A 13,690-nucleotide genomic window follows, 5' to 3' on the forward strand; every position below is an offset into this window, starting at 1 on the left:
GATAGGCTGCCTGACCGGAAGAAGCGGCCCGGCGCCGGGCCGTGGTACGGATGTCCGGCGGATTCCCGAAGGAGACCGAGTGTGGATGCCACAGGCCACGGGGACGGCCCGGGCCGGCTGTGGGGCGGGGCCGTCCTGGAGGTGGGCCCGCTGTCCGGTCGTCCCGGTATCCGTGCCAGCGGAGAGATCGGCGTGACCACCCGCGAGTCCTGGGAGGGCGCTCTCACCGAGCTGTCCCGGCGGCACACGGACGTGTCCTACGTGGAACTGTCCGGCGTGCGGTTCGTCGACGTGGCCGGTGTGGCGGCGCTCGCCGTCACGGCCCTGAACCTGTCCGGGGGGCGGGTCGTGGTGGAACAGCCGCCGCCGCAGCTGCCCCGGGTGCTGGAGCTGTTCTGGCCGACCCTGCACCGGATCGAGGTGACGCCCCGATGAGCACGGTGACCACCGACGGCGCCTTCGCCCATCCGGCGCTGTTCTACGGCTCGGAGCAGGAGTACACCGAGCAGACGGTGACGTTCGTACGGGAGGGCCTGGCCGCGGGTGAGCCGGTCGCGGTGGCCGTCCCCGCCCCCAATCTCGAGCTGATCAGGACGGGGCTGGCGGCGGACGCGCAGGACGTCCTCTTCCTGGACATGGCCGAGGCGGGGCGCAATCCGGGGCGGATCATTCCCGGCGTCCTCAGGGCGTTCGCCGACGCGCACGCGCGGGAACGGGTGCGCATCATCGGCGAGCCGATCTGGGCCGGGCGCAGTGCGGCGGAGTACCCGGCGTGCGCCCAGCACGAGGCGTTGATAAACGCGGCCTTCGCGGGCCGCTCCGTGACGATCCTGTGCCCGTACGACGAGGCCCGGCTGGACGCTGGCGTCCTGGCCGACGCTCTGGTCACCCATCCGACGGTCATCGCCCGAGGCCGTGAGCGGGCCAGCGACACCTACGACTGGCCCGCCGTCGTCGACCGCTACAACGAGCCGCTGCGCCCCGCGCCGGACGCCGAGGTCCTCCCCTTCGGTGCCGCCGAGCTGCCGGATGTGCGCCGCTTCGCGGTGGGCCGGGCCGCCTCGCTCGGCCTGACCGAACGACGGTTGCAGGACCTGGAACTGGCGGTGGCGGAGCTGACCACCAACAGCGTGGTCCACGGCGGCGGTCACGGGACGCTGGCGATATGGGCCGAGGCGGGGCAGGTGGTGTGCGAGGTCCGCGACACCGGCCGGCTCAGCGACCCCCTGGCCGGCCGCCGGCCCCCCGAGCCTGGTCAGATCGGCGGACGCGGCCTGCTGCTCGTCCATCACGTGGCCGACCTGGTGAGGGTGCACACGACCGACGCCGGCACCGGCGTCCGCCTCCACCTCCGCCTCTGACCCGGCGTCAGGACCCCGCTGACCACCGGACCGGGACAAGCCATGCATGCGGTGCCTGGGTCGGGGTAGGCGGTTGTCGTCCGGCCGACAGGCGGCCGGACGACGGGGGCGATCGACAGGGAGGGCACATCATGGCGACGACGACCGTGCAGGCTACCGAGCGGGTCACCGGCATCCCGGAGATCACGGACCCCTCCAAGGTGGCGCCCAAGGACGCGCGGGAGTTGTCGAAGCTGTTCTTCGAGCGGCTGACCGTGCTGGAGGAAGGCACCGCCGAGTACCAGGACGCGCGCAACACCCTCATCGAGATGAACATGTCCCTCGTCCGCTTCGCGGCCGGCCGTTTCCGCAGCCGGGGCCCGGAGGAGATGGAGGACATCGTCCAGGTCGGGATGATCGGCCTGATCAAGGCCATCGACCGCTTCGAGCTGACCCGCGAGGTCGAGTTCACCTCGTTCGCCGTGCCGTACATCGTCGGTGAGATCAAGCGGTTCTTCCGTGACACCTCGTGGGCCGTGCACGTGCCCCGTCGTCTGCAGGAGGCCCGTGTCCAGCTGGCCCGGGCCACCGAGGAGCTGCGCAGCCGTCTGGGCCGCAACCCCACCACCAAGGAACTGTCCGAGCTGATGAGCCTCCCGGAGGACGAGGTCGTGGAGGCCCGCCTGGCGGCCAACGGCTACAACTCCGCCTCGCTGGACGCCACCATCAACGGCAGCGAGGACGGCGAGTCGGCCCTGGCGGACTTCATCGGCGCCGACGACGCGGCCCTCGCGCTCGTGGACGACTTCCACGCGCTCGCCCCGATGATCGCCGAACTCGACGACCGTGACCGGCAGATCATCCACTGGCGGTTCGTCGAGGAACTCACCCAGAAGGACATCGGCGAGCGCCTCGGTGTCTCCCAGATGCACGTGTCCCGGCTGATCTCGCGCCTGCTGGCCCGCCTGCGGGAAGGCATGCTCGCCACCCACTGAGTCGCGGCCCGGCCCTGTTCCGCGCTCGCCGTACGCGACCGAGGAGGTCTGCGGCGGCACACCACAGCGCGTGAGGCGCCGCCGCTGCGTGACCGCCGGCTCCGCCGCCCGCACCGGCCGGGGCAGCCGGACCGGCCACCCGGCGCACGCCCGCGCCCCTCGGGCCGCCGTGCGGGGCAGGGGGTCCGTTCGCGGTGTGCGGCCGACGCGGTCACCGCCGGGTGACGAGCGGCTCGCCTCCGTGCTCTCAGGCGGCGGTTCCGTGCTCTCAGGCGGCGGTTCCGTGTTCTCAGGCGGCGGTCTTCTTCCTGCGGCGGTCGCGGGCTCCGGTGAGGGCGTCGATGAGCTGGTCGCGACTCATCCTCGACCGTCTGGCGATGTCCTGCTCGGTGGCCCGCTCGTAGAGTTCCGCCTTGCTCAGCTCCCGCAGTTCCGACCGCTTCGGCGGCGCCTTGCGGGACGTGGCGGCGGCCTTCCTGCGTGGCGCGGAGGACTGCTTGCCCCTGGCGCTCCCCGCCTTCGCGGGTGACGGCCGGCCCCCGGTTCCCTTCGCCCGGTCCAGGCTGCTCCGCAGCACGTCCATCAGGTCGACCACGTTGGTGGCCGGGGGCGCCTCCTGCGCCGGGGCCACCTGCTCGCCCTCGGCCTTGGCCCGCACCAGTTCCCGGACCTTCTCCTGGTAGGTGTCGCGATAGCGGTCGGGCTCCCAGGGGCCGCTGAGCGCGTCGACGAGACGCAGCGCCATGTCGAGCTCCTTGCCGTGGCCCGCCCGTTCCGAGGGCAGTCCGGGCAGCTCCCGGACCGGGTCGCGGACCTCGTCGGCCCAGTGCAGGGTCTGGAGCACCAGGACCCTGTCCTCGGCGCGCAAGGCGGTCAGGTACTGCCTGTTGCGCATGACGAACGTGGCGACGCCGGCCTTGTCCGTCTCGGCGAGGGCGGTGCGCAGCAACTCGTAGACCTTGAGGTACTCCTTGCCGCGCGGGGCGACGTAGTAGGAGCGGCCGAAGTAGACGGGGGCGATCCGGTCCAGGTCGACGAAGTCGGTGATCTCCAGGGTGCGGGAGCGGCCCGGCGCGATCTCCTCCAGTTCCTCGGGCTCGACGACGACGTACTCGCCCTCGCCCACCTCGAATCCCTTGACGATGTCGTCGGGGCCGACTTCCTTGCCGGTGCGTTCGTTGACCCGCCGGTTGCGGATCCGGTCCGAGGTGCCGCGCTGCAGCTGGTGGAAGTGGACGGTGTGGTCCTCCGTCGCGGTGAACAGCCCCACGGGCACCGAGACCAGACCGAACGTGATCACACCTGTCCAGATCGCCCGTGCCATGGCCGTCCGCTCCGTCCGTCCTGCCCGAACCGCCCGTGGCGTCCACGCTCGCACTCCTCGGGCGGCCCCGCGCGCCGGACGGAGCACACGGGGCAAGGGCGGGGTCACAGCGCGCGAATCGGCCGCCGCCGGTATTCCCTGTGAGGTGCGGGACGGCAGCCGCGCTCGGCCGTGCCGCCCATCGAGCGACGTCGAACAGTCGAACAAGAGGGGCACCGCCCATGAGCTGTCACCTGAAGGCGATCACCCGTGCGGAACACCTCCGCTTCGTCGCGGCCCGGCCTTCCGTGAGTCACCTGCAGACCCCCTCGTGGGGCGACGTGAAGCCGGACTGGCGGGCCGAGAGCCTGGGCTGGTTCGACGAGGACGGCGCACTCGTAGGGGCGGGGCTGGTGCTGCTGCGGCCGTTGCCGAAGCTGAGGCGGACCCTGGCCTATCTGCCCGAGGGCCCCGTCATCGACTGGGGCGCGGCGGATCTGGAGCGGTGGCTGGAGCCGATGCTCGCGTACCTGAAGGAGCGGGGTGCCTTCTCGGTGAGGATGGGGCCGCCCGTGGTGACGCGGCGCTGGAGTGCCGAGGCGGTCAAGGCGGCGATCGCCGACCCGGCGGCCCGGCGGCTGGGGGACGTGGAGCCCACGGTGCGCGAGCCCGGGGCGGACGGCCTCGCCGAGCGGCTGCGCCGAATGGGCTGGCGGCCGACCGGGTCCGAAGGCGAGGACGGCTTCGCCACCGGCCAGCCGCGCTACGTGTGTCAGGTCCCGCTCGCCGGGCGGTCGCTGGAGGACGTCCAGAGCGGCTTCAACCAGCAGTGGCGCCGCAACATCAAGAAGGCCGAGAAGGCGGGCGTGAAGGTCGTCCGGGGCGGGGCCGAGGACCTGCCGGCCTTCCACGAGCTCTACCTCGAGACCGCCGAACGGGACGGATTCGTGCCGCGGCCACTGGCCTACTTCCAGCGCATGTGGAGCGCGCTGACGGCCGAGGACCCGGACCGCATGCGTCTGTATCTCGCCCATCACGACGGCGAGGTGCTCGCCGCGGCCACGATGCTGACCGTCGGCACACACGTGTGGTACTCCTACGGCGCCTCCACCAGCCGTCGGCGCGAGGTGCAGCCCAACAACGCCCTGCAGTGGCGGATGATGTGCGACGCCCACGAACTCGGCGCGGCCGTCTACGACCTCCGCGGCATCACCGACACGCTGGACGAGGACGACCACCTGCTGGGACTGCTCCGGTTCAAGGTCGGCGCGGGCGGCCAGGCGGTCGAGTACCTCGGCGAGTGGGACCGCCCGCTCAACAGGGTGCTGCACAAGGCCCTGCACCTGTACATGGCGCGGCGCTGACGTCGCCGTCAGCCGACCGGTTTCTCCCAGACCGACACATGGCCGCGGCTCTCGTGGGTGAACGGCTCCCGGGTCCACCCCTCCCACCGGTCGCGCAGCCGCAGTCCGGCGAGCCGGGCCATCAGGTCGAGTTCGGCGGGCCAGACGTAGCGGAACGGGCAGGACTCGTACTCGGCCCGTCCGTCGACGACGGTGACGTAGTGGGAGCTCATCGCCTGGGTGACGGTGTCGTAGGTGTCGAACGCCCACCCGGTGGGGCCGATGCGGAAGGGTACGGCGTTCTGCCCCGGGGGCAGACGGCGCAGCTCCGGGACGCCCACCTCGACGACGAAGCAGCCCCCGGGCTCCAGGTGCGCGGCGGCGTTGCGGAAGCAGTCGACCTGGGCGTCCTGGGTGGTCAGGTTGTTGATGGTGTTGAAGACGAGGTAGGCGAGCGTGAACGTGCCCGGCACCCTGGTCGTCGCGAAGTCGCCGATGGTCACCCCGATGGCGTCGCCGCCCGGTTTGGCGCTCAGCCGGGAGGTCATGGCCCGGGACATGTCGATGCCGTGCACCGGGACTCCGCGGGCCGCCAGCGGCAGCGCGATCCGGCCGGTGCCGACGCCGAACTCGAGCGCTCTTCCCCGGCCCGCCAGTCCGGCCAGCAGGTCGACCGCCGGTTGCACCGCCTCGGGTGTGAACATGTCCGCCGTCGACTCGTCGTACCGCGCGGCGACGCCTTCTCCGAAGTAACCGTCCTCATCGGGCATGCGGGGACCGTACCTCCCGCAGCCCGGTCGGCGCCTGTCTTTTTCGACGTGCGCCAGGGCCGCGCAGAGCGGCGGGGAAGGCTCCCCCACAAGTGGTGCCGGCGGCCTACGCGTTTGCTAATTGGTTGCACACTCAATAGCATTGATCTCATGCCGCCGAGTGCCACGCACAAGCGAATCCGCACATCCGGTCGGCCGCACGTGCGGATATCGTTGCGGACAGCATCGCAGCAACCTTCCGAGTGGCACCGGTCGGCGGACCGGAGGGCATCGCCCTCCGGCGGCTCCGGCTGGAGGGCGGGGCGGACCGCGCACCGGGGTCCACTGCCGGCGGCCCTCCGGACACCGGTCTTCCCCGGCACTCCCGGCGCCCTCGTCGACAGCGCCGGGACCGGCGACGGCCCGCCCGGGGTCCGGCGGGAGCCCGTCGCCACCGGGGGACGCGACCGCCGTCCGCCCGCGGGCACCCCGAAGACCGCCGCCCCGACCGAACCACCCTGAACCGCCCTCAAGGAGCGACTGTGCGCACCTCTCTCATCCTGATCTCGGCCCGGCTGCTCGACCCGGTCACCGGCGCTTTCCTGCCGCAGACCGCGCTGGCAGCGGTCGACGGGAGGATCGCCGCCCTCGGGGACGACCGGGAGATCCGCGCGCTCGCGGACGCCTCGACCACGGTGGTCGACCTCAAGGGCGCGGTGGTGACACCAGGTCTGGTCGACGGGCACTTCCACCCCGTCTCGGGCGCCGAGCTGACCCACGGGCTCGACCTGTCCCGCTGCACCGACGTCGACGAGGTGCGGGCGGCGCTGGCCCGCGCGGTGCGGGACCTCTCCCCCGGCGCGTGGCTGCACGGCTGGGGCCTGGACCCCAATGTCTTCGCCGGCGGCGCGGTCGAGTCGGCGCCCTTCGAAGCCGTGCTCGACGGTGTGCCCGCGCTGCTACTGCTCTTCGACGCGCACTCCATGCTGGCCAGCCGGCGTGCGCTGGAGCTCGCCGGGGTGGACGGGCCGCGCACCTTCGAGCAGGCCACGGCCGAGGTGGTGTGCGACGCGGACGGCAGGCCTACCGGTCTGCTGCTCGAGGACGCCGCCTGCGAGCTGGTGGAGCGGGTCGCTCCGCAGCCCACGCGCGAGGAGCGCCGCGATCGGCTCGCCGCGGCCCTGCGCGCCATGGCCGCCACCGGCCTGACCGGTGGCCATGTCATGGACGCGAACGGCGACAGCCTCGCCTTCTACGCCGAACTGGACGAGGCGGCGCGGCTGCCGCTGCGGCTGCGGGTCGCGCCCTGGTGCCAGCCCGGCACCGACGCCGAGGGCGTGCGCGCGCTCATCGAGCAGCAGGGCAAGGGCGGTCGGCTCTGGCGGACCGCCGGCGTCAAGATCTTCATGGACGGCACCGTCGACAACGGCACCGCGTGGCTGGAGCAGCCGGACTGCCACGGTGAGTCCCGGCACGCCTTCTGGCCGGACCCGCAGGAGTACACCCGGATCGTCGGCGAGCTGCACCGGGCCGGCGTGCCCACGGCCACGCACGCGATCGGCGACGCGGCCGTACGCCACGCCCTCGACGCCGTCGAGAAGGCCCAGGCGGGCAGCGATCGCACGGTACGGCACCGGATCGAGCACATCGAGACCGTCCCGGACGACACCTTGCGCCGGTTCGCCGAACTGGGTGTCGCCGCGTCGATGCAGCCCACCCACTGCTGCGACTTCACCCGGGCCGACCACACCGACAACTGGTCCCGCCGCCTGGGCGAGCCGCGTGCCTCACGGGCCTGGCGCTGCCGCGACCTGAACGACTCGGGCGCCGTCGTGGTCCTGGGCTCCGACTGGCCCATCGCCCCCTACCCGCCGCTGGGCGTGATGGCGGGCGCCCGGCACCGCCGGCCGAGCCGGGACCTGAGCCTGCCCCCGCACGGCCCGGAGCAGGCGCTGACGGCGCTGGAGGCCCTGCGCGGCGTGACCGTCAACGCGGCGTACGTGGCGGGCGAGGAGCACGAGGCCGGCCGGATCGCCGTCGGCCACCGGGCCGACCTGACGGTTCTCGCCGCCGACCCGCTGACCGTACCGGCCACCGAACTGGCCGATGTGCCGGTCCTGTTGACGGTCGTCGACGGCGAACCGACGCATCGCGCCGCGAGTCTGTGACGGGCCGCGGGGCTGCGGCCCGCCGCTTCGTGAGCGCCGGGCCGTTGTCCGACGGGTGACGGTGCGAAGCTGGGGGTGGGCGGATGTCGCGGCTGCCGGCGGTGCTGAACCATCCGGGGGGCGGGCCGGCCGGTTCGGTGACTGACTGGTCTGGTACGGGCTGTCACTGGAGGTGGGGCACGCCTACGCCGGCGCACCGCTCCCCCGGCGTACGGAGCACGAGGGCGTCACGGTGCTCGGCGGTGGCTGCCTGCCCGACGACGATGTCCGCGCCCCCTGGCTCGCGCCCACCCGGGCGCTGGTCGCCGGGGCACTGGAGCGGAGCACCCCCGTCTCCGGGATCCGTCTCGGCGGGCAGCTCCTCGCCCAGGTCGCGGGGGGGCACCGTCCGGGGCGACCACGGCGTACCGGAGTTCGGCAGTACGCGCCCCGGCACGGCGGCGCTCTTGGGGGCCCCGCCCTGACGTCCGTCGGTGTCAGCCCGTGAAGGCGCCCTTGCCGGTGAACACCAGCTGGGCGAAGCGTTCGCCCATGCGGCGGTGGGTGGCCGCGTCCGGGTGGAGGCCATCGGGCAGGGGGAGTTCGGCGAAGTCGGCCTCCCCGTAGAGGTCGCGCCCGTCCAGGTGGTACAGGTGGGGGTCGTCCGCCGCCCGCTGCGCGACGATCCTGGCCAGCTCGTCCCGGATGACGTGCAGGGTCAGTTTCCCGCTCGCGCGTTCCGCCGGGTCGCCCGTGGCCCGGAAGCGCAGCCGCCCCTCGGCGAGACGCGTGAAGTCGGGCGCGCTCGGTCCGGGCGTGTCCTCGTGGATGGGGCACAGGATGGGCGAGACGACCAGCAGCGGCGTGGTGGGGTGGCCTTCGCGGATGGTGTCGAGGAAGCCGTGCACCGCGGGGGTGAAGGCGCGCAGGCGCATCACGTCCTGGTTGACGACGTTGATGCCGATCTTGAGGCTGATCAGGTCGGCGGGGGTGTCGCGCAGGGTCCGCGCGGTGAACGGGTCGAGCAGGGCGCTGCCGCCCAGGCCGAGGTTGACGAGTTCGACACCGCCGAGGGAAGCGGCGAGCGCGGGCCAGGTGGTGGTGGGGCTCGCGGCGCCGGATCCGTGACTGATCGAGCTGCCGTGGTGCAGCCAGATCCTGCGGCCCGGATCCGGGGACGGTTCGACGGGGGCGTCGGTGCGCAGGGCGACGAGCTCGGTGGTCTCGTCGTGCGGCAGCCAGACCTCGATGTCCTTGGTGCCCTCGGGCAGACCGTCGAAGCGGAGGGTGCCGACCGGCCCGGGTTCGACGGCCGCCGTGCCGGCGGCCATGTCGATGGTCAGGGTCCTGCCGCCCGCGACGCTGCCCCGGCCCGCCGGCCGGCCGTCGACGAGCAGGTCGTACACGCCGTCCGGGCGTGGCGGCGTGCCGACGTAGACCCGCTTGGTGGGCAGGGTGTCCAGCTCGAGGGCGGTGGCCCGGGTGCGGACGGCCAGGCGTACGCCGGAGGGCTGGGACTCGGCCATGGCCAGCTGTCCGTCGGTGTTCTGGGCGCGGGCCCGGGCGGGCAGCCGGTGCGGCAGCACGCCGTGCTCGGTGCGCTCCAGGTCGAGCGCGCCCCGGAGGAGGTCCCGGGTGATCGGCGTGGTGATCCAGTCGTGGGTGGTGGGCATGTCGTCTCCGGCTGGTGCGGTGCGGGGGTTCGGGGCGGGGCTCACGGCGGCGGCGTCACCGGGCGGGCCAGTTGCGCAGCAGGGCGTCGAGGGCGTCCACGATCCGCGTCCAGGTCTCCTGGGTGTCGGGGGCGCTGTGGCTGAAGCCGCCGCCCATCTCCAGGCTGACGTAGCCGTGGAAGACGCTGCCCAGCAGCCGGACGGCGTGGGTCTGGTCGGGCTCGGTCAGGTCGTAGCCGCGCAGGACGGCCCGGGTCATCTGTGCGTGGCGTACGCCCGCGCTGGCCGCCGCCGTCTCCGGGTCGAGCCGCAACTGGGCGGCGGCGTAGCGGCCGGGGTGTTCCCTCGCGTAGTCGCGGTAGACGTCCGCGAAGGCGGCGAGGGCGTCCTTGCCGGCCCGGCCGGCCAGTGCCGCGGCGGCCCGGTCGGCGAGCTCGGCGAGGGCCAGCAGGGCGATCCGGGTCCTGAGGTCCTGGGAGTTGCGCACGTGCGAGTACAGGCTCGCGACCTTGACGTCGAAGCGTCTGGCCAGGGCCGAGACCGTCACCTGGTCGAAGCCGACCTCGTCGGCCAGTTCCGCGCCCGCCCGGACGAGGCGTTCCGTGGTCAGTCCCACACGCACCATCATCATCCTCCCATTCGCCTGAGATGATTATGCATTTGCCTAAAACCTTTAGGCAAATTAGCCTGCGTCGTATGAAGCCGCTGACCGACAAAGAGATCCGTGCCGCCTTCGTGAACTGCACCAAGGGCACGGCCAAGCGCCTGTCCGTGCCGCACGATCTGGCCGACCGCCCCTGGGACGACCTGGACTACTTCGGGTGGCGGGACCCGCAGGCCCCGGACCGCGCCTACCTCGTGACCGAGCTCGACGGCCGTCCGACGGCACTCGCGCTGCGCGTCTCCGGTGCCGCCTCCTGGCAGACGCGCCGCAGCATGTGCTCGATGTGCCTGACCACCCATTCCGGCGGCGTCAGCCTGATGGTCGCCCCGAAGGCCGGCAAGGCCGGGCAGCAGGGCAACTCGGTGGGCGCCTACCTATGCAGCGACCTGGCCTGCTCGCTGTACGTGCGGGGCAGGCGGGACGCGGGCGCCGGGGCGCGACTGCACGAAACGATCACGCTGGAGGAGAAGATCCGGCGGACCGTGGCGAACCTCGCCGCGTTCGTCGACAAGGTGATCGCATGAAGCGACGCAGACGACGGAGGACGACGGGGGCTCCCCCGCCGCCGTGTCCTCCGCCGCACGAGGCCGGACGGCGGTCACCCCACGCCACGGCGGTTCTGCGCTCGCCCGCCGGTGACCTCGGGGTTCCTTCCCCGCGGGGAGTCCCGTCCGCGCCGGGGGCGGTCGCGACGCTACCGGCGCCGACCACGCGTCCCCCCAGTGGCGTTCGTGACAGCTTCCGACGGGATGGCGCCACGGCCCGCCGACAGCGCTCCGGACCGAGGTGGCAACGGTCTCCCGGCGACCAGGACCGCGGTCGCGGCCCGGCGGAGAGGTACCTTCTGGCCATGCACACCGTCGCCGTTCTCGCGCTGGACCGGGTGATCCCGTTCGACCTGTCCACCCCGATCGAGGTCTTCACCCGCACCCGGCTCCCCGACGGACGACCCGGCTACCAGATCCGGGTGTGCGCCGAGCGACCCGAGATCGACACGGGCTCGTTCACGCTGCGCGCGCCCTGGGGGCTGGACGGGCTGAGGGACGCGGACACGATCATCGTGCCCGGTACGGCCACCCCCGCGGACCCGCTGTCCCCCGCCGTGCACGAGGCGCTGCGCGCGGCCGCCGCGAACGGCACACGGATCGCGTCCATCTGCTCGGGCACCTTCCCCCTGGCCTCCACCGGGCTGCTCGACGGCCTGCGGGCCACCACGCACTGGCTCGCCGCCGATGTCCTGGCCGGCGCCCACCCGGACGTCGAGGTCGACCCGGACGTCCTGTACGTGGACAACGGCCAGATCCTCACCTCGGCCGGCGCCGCCGCGGGGCTGGACCTGTGCCTGCACATGATCCGCCGCGACTACGGCTCGGCGGTCGCCGCCCATGCCGCCCGGCTGTCGGTCATGCCGCTCGAACGCGAAGGCGGGCAGGCCCAGTTCATCGTCCACGACTACACGCCCACTCCCCGGGGCTCCGCCCTCGAACCCCTGCTCACCTGGCTGCGGGAGAACCTGGCCCGCGACCTCGCCCTCGCCGACATCGCCGCACACGCCGGGATGAGCACCCGGACGCTGATACGCCGCTTCCGGGAACAGACCGGCACCACCCCGCTCCAGTGGCTCCACCGGGCCCGCATCCGTCAGGCGCAGCACCTGCTGGAGACCACACAGCACACCGTGGAACGCATCGCCTCCCAGGTCGGCTTCGGCTCGCCCACCGCCTTCCGTGACCGGTTCAAACGCACCACCGGCGTCAGCCCGCACGCCTACCGGCGCACGTTCAGCTCGCAGGAGGCATGAACGCGGGCGACGGGGGGACTCCTCTCACCGCCGGCCTCGCCGTGCCGGCCCGTGACACCCGGCGGCCACCTCACGCCCCAGGGCGGGAGCGGGGCGGCCGGAGCGGGCGCAGTCGTCGAGGCGGAGGCGGAGGACCATGCAGCGCAAGGGCGGGCACCGTCAGGAGACCGGCGATCCGCGCACGGAACCGGTCGAGTCGGTCCTCGACGAGCTCTACACCGCGCCGCCGGACGACTTCGTCCCCCGCCGTGAGGAACACGCCGCGGCCGCCAGAACGGCCGGCCGCAAGGACGACGCCCGCCGTATCCACGCCGCGCGCCGGCCGACCCTCGCCGCCTGGGCGGCCAACCTGCTCACGCGCTCCCTGCCGGAGGAGAGCCGGCGCTTCCTGGAGCTGGGCCAGGCGCTGCGCGAGGCACACCGCACCCTGGACGCCGCCGGTCTCAAGGAGCTCTCCGCACAGCGCCGGCGCATCGTCTCCGCCCTGTCCCGTCAGGCCGCCCGGCTCGCCCGCGAGGCCGGGCACCCCCTGTCGGAAGCGGCGCAGCGGGAGGTCGAGTCGACCCTGCGCGCGGTCCTCGCGGACCCGGACGCGGCCGGCCAGTGGGCGGACGGACGTCTGACGGGGTCACTCACCCCGCCGTCGGAGTTCCCCCCGGGCACCGCCCCGGCCGGATCCGCGCCGCGCGAGCGGTCACCCCGGCCGGCCTTCCCCGGCCCCTCGGCCGGGGCCCGGGCGAAGGACGAGCTCGCCGAGCGACGCCGCAGGCGGCAGGAGGAGCTCGCCCGGGCCGAGCAGATGGCGCGGGAGGCATCGCGGCAGCTGAGTGACAGACGGGCGGAACAGGCCGACGCCGAGGCGTCACTGCGGCGGGTGAACGAGGAACACGACCGGGCACGGGAAGAGGTGTCCGCCGCCGAGCAGCGGCTGCGGCAGGCACGTGAGCGGCTCGACCGGGTCGAGCGGGAGCGGCGGGAGGCTGAGGAAGCCGGTCGGGCGGTCGCGACGGCGCTGGCCCGGGCCGAGCGGCAGGCGCGTTCGGCCGCGCGCGAGGTGGACCGTTCGGCTCCCCGCCCCAGGTAGCCCGGCCCGGTCCCTCTGAGTACGCGTACTCATGAAGACCCTCCCCCGGCGGGGGAGGCTTGCCTCACACGTCATCCAGAGGAGTCAACCGTGCGCACCACCAGCCGAATTCACCGACCGTCTTCCCCGAACGTCAACCGTGTGACGCGGTACGTCCGAGGTCCGGTCCTGGCCTGCGCGGTCGCCGCCGCCGTACTGACCGGCTGTGCCACGGAGGACGCGATCTGCGGCGGCGGTGAGTACCCGGTCCTGGCCATCGGCAGCACCGGATCAGCGTGCGCGCCCAACGGCGAGGAGCCGCCCGAGGGTTACACCCGTTACCCGGAGGGGAAGGTCCCCGAGCACGTCGGTGACAAGTGGGACACCTACTGGGAGACCCACACCGTCGACAAGGACGGGCGGGTCATCGAGGTGCCCGAGGGCGAGTGAGCACCGGGGGCCCGTGCTCCGAACACCCGCACGAGGAAGGGGCGGCGGGACCTACTCGGGAGGGTCACCGAAGTCCTGCTGAACGGGCGGCACATACCACGGTGGCGGCCCGACGTGGTATACCGGCCCGGCAGCCAACAGGCGAACAGACCATGTCCCGCC

13 protein-coding genes and 1 pseudogene are annotated in these 13,690 nt (G+C 73.2%); 10 read left to right on the top strand and 4 right to left on the bottom strand.

Annotated elements, in window-relative coordinates; all coding sequences use genetic code 11:
* The first annotated feature begins 81 nt into the window (after positions 1 to 81).
* The 3 genes from KUM32_RS03710 (at position 82) to KUM32_RS03720 (ending at position 2,335) form a co-directional block, all read left to right on the top strand.
* On the top strand, positions 82 to 435 hold the full coding sequence (locus KUM32_RS03710; RefSeq protein WP_217140310.1) for an STAS domain-containing protein: 354 nt from the start codon (positions 82 to 84) through the stop codon (positions 433 to 435).
* Positions 432 to 1,361, top strand: coding sequence for an anti-sigma factor RsbA family regulatory protein (locus KUM32_RS03715; protein WP_217140311.1), 930 nt, complete (start codon positions 432 to 434; stop codon positions 1,359 to 1,361). Before KUM32_RS03710 ends, KUM32_RS03715 begins: the two co-directional genes overlap by 4 nt.
* Positions 1,362 to 1,492: 131 nt before the next feature.
* A complete protein-coding gene (locus KUM32_RS03720) occupies positions 1,493 to 2,335 on the top strand; it encodes an RNA polymerase sigma factor SigF (protein WP_217140312.1) in 843 nt (280 codons plus the stop codon).
* A gap of 289 nt (positions 2,336 to 2,624) precedes the next feature.
* Here the strand turns inward: KUM32_RS03720 and KUM32_RS03725 are convergent, their stop codons facing one another.
* A complete protein-coding gene (locus KUM32_RS03725) occupies positions 2,625 to 3,659 on the bottom strand; it encodes a Ku protein (protein WP_217140313.1) in 1,035 nt (344 codons plus the stop codon).
* Positions 3,660 to 3,880: 221 nt separating this feature from the next.
* Here KUM32_RS03725 and KUM32_RS03730 point away from each other — a divergent pair, with 221 nt between their 5' ends.
* Positions 3,881 to 5,002, top strand: a complete 1,122-nt coding sequence (locus KUM32_RS03730; protein WP_217140314.1) for a peptidoglycan bridge formation glycyltransferase FemA/FemB family protein — start codon at positions 3,881 to 3,883, stop codon at positions 5,000 to 5,002.
* Between the two features lie 8 nt (positions 5,003 to 5,010).
* Here the strand turns inward: KUM32_RS03730 and KUM32_RS03735 are convergent, their stop codons facing one another.
* On the bottom strand, positions 5,011 to 5,751 hold the full coding sequence (locus tag KUM32_RS03735; RefSeq protein WP_217140315.1) for a class I SAM-dependent methyltransferase: 741 nt from the start codon (positions 5,749 to 5,751) through the stop codon (positions 5,011 to 5,013).
* Positions 5,752 to 6,272: 521 nt separating this feature from the next.
* Here KUM32_RS03735 and KUM32_RS03740 point away from each other — a divergent pair.
* Positions 6,273 to 7,898 carry an amidohydrolase gene (locus KUM32_RS03740; RefSeq protein WP_217140316.1) on the top strand — a complete coding sequence of 542 codons (1,626 nt, stop codon included), beginning with the start codon at positions 6,273 to 6,275 and terminating at the stop codon, positions 7,896 to 7,898.
* A gap of 83 nt (positions 7,899 to 7,981) precedes the next feature.
* A pseudogene (locus tag KUM32_RS03745) lies at positions 7,982 to 8,359 on the top strand (type 1 glutamine amidotransferase); the annotation flags it as partial.
* Between the two features lie 15 nt (positions 8,360 to 8,374).
* Here KUM32_RS03745 and KUM32_RS03750 read toward each other — a convergent pair.
* Both KUM32_RS03750 and KUM32_RS03755 read right to left on the bottom strand, forming a co-directional pair.
* A complete protein-coding gene (locus tag KUM32_RS03750; protein ID WP_217140317.1) occupies positions 8,375 to 9,550 on the bottom strand; it encodes a GDSL-type esterase/lipase family protein in 1,176 nt (391 codons plus the stop codon).
* Positions 9,551 to 9,605: 55 nt separating this feature from the next.
* Positions 9,606 to 10,175: a TetR/AcrR family transcriptional regulator gene (locus KUM32_RS03755; protein WP_217140318.1), complete on the bottom strand. Its 570-nt coding sequence runs from the start codon at positions 10,173 to 10,175 to the stop codon at positions 9,606 to 9,608.
* 71 nt (positions 10,176 to 10,246) lie between these two features.
* Between KUM32_RS03755 and KUM32_RS03760 the strand changes: the two genes are divergently transcribed.
* The 4 genes from KUM32_RS03760 to KUM32_RS03775 all read left to right on the top strand — a co-directional run bounded on the left by KUM32_RS03760 (position 10,247) and on the right by KUM32_RS03775 (position 13,528).
* Complete coding sequence (locus KUM32_RS03760; RefSeq protein ID WP_217140319.1) at positions 10,247 to 10,738, top strand: FBP domain-containing protein; 492 nt, start codon at positions 10,247 to 10,249, stop codon at positions 10,736 to 10,738.
* Between the two features lie 326 nt (positions 10,739 to 11,064).
* Complete coding sequence (locus tag KUM32_RS03765) at positions 11,065 to 12,015, top strand: GlxA family transcriptional regulator (protein ID WP_217140320.1); 951 nt, start codon at positions 11,065 to 11,067, stop codon at positions 12,013 to 12,015.
* A 136-nt stretch (positions 12,016 to 12,151) separates the two neighbouring features.
* On the top strand, positions 12,152 to 13,099 hold the full coding sequence (locus KUM32_RS03770) for a hypothetical protein (protein ID WP_217140321.1): 948 nt from the start codon (positions 12,152 to 12,154) through the stop codon (positions 13,097 to 13,099).
* A gap of 141 nt (positions 13,100 to 13,240) precedes the next feature.
* Positions 13,241 to 13,528, top strand: a complete 288-nt coding sequence (locus KUM32_RS03775; protein ID WP_217140322.1) for an SCO0607 family lipoprotein — start codon at positions 13,241 to 13,243, stop codon at positions 13,526 to 13,528.
* Positions 13,529 to 13,690: the final 162 nt, after the last annotated feature.

The organism is Streptomyces sp. AC627_RSS907 (assembly GCF_019049165.1).

Coding starts and splice junctions, on each gene's coding strand:
- KUM32_RS03715 (WP_217140311.1), top strand. CDS start 432: ATGAGCACGGTGACCACCGACGGCGCCTTCGCCCATCCGGCGCTGTTC.
- KUM32_RS03750 (WP_217140317.1), bottom strand. CDS start 9,550: ATGCCCACCACCCACGACTGGATCACCACGCCGATCACCCGGGACCTC.
- KUM32_RS03770 (WP_217140321.1), top strand. CDS start 12,152: ATGCAGCGCAAGGGCGGGCACCGTCAGGAGACCGGCGATCCGCGCACG.
- KUM32_RS03720 (WP_217140312.1), top strand. CDS start 1,493: ATGGCGACGACGACCGTGCAGGCTACCGAGCGGGTCACCGGCATCCCG.
- KUM32_RS03765 (WP_217140320.1), top strand. CDS start 11,065: ATGCACACCGTCGCCGTTCTCGCGCTGGACCGGGTGATCCCGTTCGAC.
- KUM32_RS03755 (WP_217140318.1), bottom strand. CDS start 10,175: ATGGTGCGTGTGGGACTGACCACGGAACGCCTCGTCCGGGCGGGCGCG.
- KUM32_RS03730 (WP_217140314.1), top strand. CDS start 3,881: ATGAGCTGTCACCTGAAGGCGATCACCCGTGCGGAACACCTCCGCTTC.
- KUM32_RS03760 (WP_217140319.1), top strand. CDS start 10,247: ATGAAGCCGCTGACCGACAAAGAGATCCGTGCCGCCTTCGTGAACTGC.
- KUM32_RS03735 (WP_217140315.1), bottom strand. CDS start 5,751: ATGCCCGATGAGGACGGTTACTTCGGAGAAGGCGTCGCCGCGCGGTAC.
- KUM32_RS03725 (WP_217140313.1), bottom strand. CDS start 3,659: ATGGCACGGGCGATCTGGACAGGTGTGATCACGTTCGGTCTGGTCTCG.